Genomic DNA, 3,641 nt, shown 5'->3' with positions numbered 1-3,641 from the left:
CGTCAAAATTTTCAATTTTTCCTCGCAATGACGGTATCCAAACATAACATCAAAACCCTCGAAGATCATTCGGACCGATAATTGCCGATGTAGTAATACTACTAAATATTTTACTCGCCGTATTAATAATGTCACCTGCTTTTATATTCATTATAATTTCCATAATCTCTTCAGGAGGAATATATTTACCGAAAGCTGCATAGTTTTTACCAATTTCTTCTGATTTATAAGCTACTTTTTCTTGTGCCATCAACAAATTACTTCGTAGTTGCGTTTTAGCTCTAATCATCTCTTCTTCATTAACTTTCTCAGTCATCTTGGTTATTTCGGTTTTAAGCTCTTTGTATAATAACTCTAATTTATCATGTGCTGTACTTGCATAAATAGTAAATACCCCACTATCAGAATATGTACTATTATAACTACCTACCGCATATGCAAGACCTAATTTTTCACGAATATGCTGAAATAAACGTGAAGACATACCACCTCCGAATATTATAGCAAGTAACTGAGTTCGGTAAAGCCTTTCTAAGTTAATATAAGGCGTTCCTTCAAAACCAAGGATTAAAGTAGTCTGCTCCAAATCCTTATTGATAAAGCTATTACCTCCTATATATTTTGCAGGAAGAAAATTACTTTTTTCTCCTTGCTTTAAAGAGGAAAACAATCGCTCTGCACTACTTACTATTTTATCGTGATCAACATTACCGGCAACCGATAAATACAAATTTCCAGCGTTATAATGTTTATCTATAAAACTCAAAAAATGCTCTTTAGTAAAACTAGATAATGTTTTGCTTGTTCCAAGAATCGGTTTACCGAGCGGCTGGTCCTTATAAACACTGCTATAAAACTTCTCATATATTAAATCATCCGGATTATCATGGGCTTGGGCTATTTCCTGTAATATTACCTGATATTCTTTTGCTATCTCTTCTTCAGCAAAGATAGAATTGTGTATTATATCGCTAAGTATATTAAGTGCTTTATCACAATTTTCGGATAATACTCGTGCATAATATATTGTTTTTTCATGACCTGTATAAGCGTTAAAATGACCTCCTATCTCGTCAAATTCTTCGGCTATTTGTTTTGCCGTTCTTGTTGTTGTACCTTTAAAAGCCATATGCTCAAGAAAATGAGAAATGCCCTCTTCTTCAGGATTTTCATAACGGCTTCCGACTTTAACAATTAAATTTATTGCTGCCGAATTAACATAAGGCATATTATACGTCAAAACCGTTAAGCCGTTTTTTAATTTACTAACGTTAAAATTTGCTTTCATAAGTTACTTTATTTTTTAAATCGTCATTACGAGGAGATGCAAAACATCGACGAAGCAATCTCAGAAGTTTGTTTATTATTTCATGAGATTACCACGCTCCTTACAGTCGCTCGCAATGACGTTTTTTGATTTAAGCGACGACTCTCTTAATTTTGCAAGCCTTAGAAATCTTGCAAAGGTAAAAATCATTGAATCTACAAAACCGCCAAAACCGAATACAAAATAGCGCCTGATAAAAAACGCTTTAAAAAACCACCATATCATTTCAGTTGTTAAACGAAAATTTGAAAGTTTTTTTCCTTGCCCAACTAGATCTTTTGCTTGCTCGCTAGAGTAAAAATTTGCTTTAGCCACTAGCTGCTCAATTGAAGTACCGGAATAATGATAGGTAGCTCCATTTAATAGATAAATTTTACCTGCAAAATCAACATCTTTGTTAAATACCACCGAATCATGAGTAGTACTATTTAATGTATTTGCAAAGCTTGCAAATTTTTTATTATACAACCGAGTACATTTATTAAACGGAGCAAACATTCGTGGCTTTTGGTCATTACGATGCATTATTAACAGCTTTATTTGATAAGCCAAATAACGATCTTGATTATGAGAGGCAAAAATATACTCTATTTCGTCTTGTAACTCTTTAGACAACTCCTCATCGGCATCAATATTAAGAATCCAATCATTTACGCAAAGGCTTTCGGCAAAAGATTTCTGCCCTACATAGCCAAGCCACGGTTTTACTATTACCTTTGCTCCTAATTGTTCAGCGATTGCTACCGTATCATCTGTGCTTTCGCTATCGACTACTATAACTTCATCAACAATATTTTTTACGCTATTTATAGCTCGTGCTATTCTTGCCGCTTCATTTTTGGTAATAATAAATGCTGAGATTTTTTCCATATATCTATACTTTAAATGTCATTGCATATATCCGATGTCATTCCTACAAAAGCAGGAATCCAAAAAAATATAAATACAGCAATTTTTTAAAATTAAAAGTTCATTCTATCTCGCTTTATTATGGATTCCTGCTTTCACAGGAATGACATCGAACACTTTTCTCAAACCATGCAACAAGACCTATTTTAGCTAGGAACGACATTACTGCACTGTACTAACAATAATTTTACCCTATCGCCCTAAACACCAGCTTAACTATATAAGTTAAAAGTAGCGTGGATAATAATCCGCTGAGCCATAGAATAATGAACCATTGCCACCCTTTTAGACAAGAGGTTATTTTTTTAATATATCGGATGATGAGATGATTTGCCACGGAATATATAATAACAATAGAAAGTATATCCAAGTATGACAGGCAGGAATATCCCAGCCCCTATTAACAGTAAAGACTGTGACTCCGGTGCTGCTGCTGCGGTTTCGAGCGTAACTTTATAAGGAACGATATATGGCCATATACTTATTGCAAGCCCTAAATATCCTAATAAAAATAACAAGATCGTATAAATAAACGGCTTTACTTCTTTTTTTTGCTTAACGGCTTTAATTAACTTAATAAATATTAAAGCAGTTACAATAGGTACAATCGATAAATAGTAAATATTAGGTACACTAAACCAACGATGATTTATGTGGTTATTTAAGAAAGGAACCCATAAGCTCACAAGTCCCATAAAAAGTGCAACGTAAAATAAAATATATAAAGCAGATTTATAAGCCCAATCTTGTGTTTTCTTTTCTGTTTTCAGAATAAGCCAAGTAGCACCCAAGAGTGCATACCCGAATATTAATGCTATCCCCGTCATAACGGAGAAGGGAGTAAGAAAATCAAAGCTCCCTCCTGCAAATTCTCGTCCTTCTATCTCTATTCCTTGGACAAACGTACCAAGCATTAAACCTTGACAAAAAACAGCAAGCATAGAGCCAAAATGAAAGGCGTAATCCCAAATATAACGATGACCTACATGAGCCTTAAAACGGAATTCAAAAGCTACGCCTCGAAAGATTAAGCCAAGTAACATCAATGTAATAGGAATATATAAAGCCGGCATTAATAGCGAATATGCCAGCGGGAAAGCTGCAAATAAACCGCCGCCGCCAAGTACTAACCAAGTTTCGTTACCGTCCCAAAAAGGAGCAATAGAATTGATCATTTTATGACGGCAATCATCAGTAGGTGCAAACGGAAATAAGATTCCTACTCCTAAATCAAAACCGTCCAATAAAACATATAAACAAATAGCGGTAGCTATAAGACCACCCCAAACAAGCGGTAAATCTATATAAGGTGCAAAGTTTAACATATATTATCTTTATGTGTTTAAATATTTTATGCCATCCCCGCATGACATTGTTGCGTGGATCAATTTCACCTCTGTCATCC

3 protein-coding genes are annotated in these 3,641 nt (G+C 34.4%); all 3 read right to left on the bottom strand.

What is annotated here, in order from left to right:
* Window positions 1-49 precede the first annotated feature (49 nt).
* On the bottom strand, window positions 50-1,288 hold the full coding sequence (locus tag KYQ89_RS01990; RefSeq protein ID WP_218460187.1) for a M16 family metallopeptidase: 1,239 nt from the start codon (window positions 1,286-1,288) through the stop codon (window positions 50-52).
* Window positions 1,289-1,363: 75 nt separating this feature from the next.
* Window positions 1,364-2,197 carry a glycosyltransferase family 2 protein gene (locus KYQ89_RS01985; RefSeq protein WP_218460186.1) on the bottom strand — a complete coding sequence of 278 codons (834 nt, stop codon included), beginning with the start codon at window positions 2,195-2,197 and terminating at the stop codon, window positions 1,364-1,366.
* A 344-nt stretch (window positions 2,198-2,541) separates the two neighbouring features.
* On the bottom strand, window positions 2,542-3,561 hold the full coding sequence (cydB, locus tag KYQ89_RS01980; RefSeq protein ID WP_218460185.1) for a cytochrome d ubiquinol oxidase subunit II: 1,020 nt from the start codon (window positions 3,559-3,561) through the stop codon (window positions 2,542-2,544).
* Window positions 3,562-3,641: the final 80 nt, after the last annotated feature.

The sequence above is a fragment of the Rickettsia sp. TH2014 genome (assembly GCF_019249195.1).
Classification (GTDB): Bacteria; Pseudomonadota; Alphaproteobacteria; order Rickettsiales; family Rickettsiaceae; genus Rickettsia; species Rickettsia felis.
This window is presented reverse-complemented; position numbering and strand designations above follow the sequence as displayed.

What these genes read in the sequence shown, in the direction of transcription:
- KYQ89_RS01985 (WP_218460186.1), bottom strand. Translation starts at nt 2,197, where the DNA reads ATGGAAAAAATCTCAGCATTTATTATTACCAAAAATGAAGCGGCAAGA.
- KYQ89_RS01990 (WP_218460187.1), bottom strand. Translation starts at nt 1,288, where the DNA reads ATGAAAGCAAATTTTAACGTTAGTAAATTAAAAAACGGCTTAACGGTT.
- cydB (WP_218460185.1), bottom strand. Translation starts at nt 3,561, where the DNA reads ATGTTAAACTTTGCACCTTATATAGATTTACCGCTTGTTTGGGGTGGT.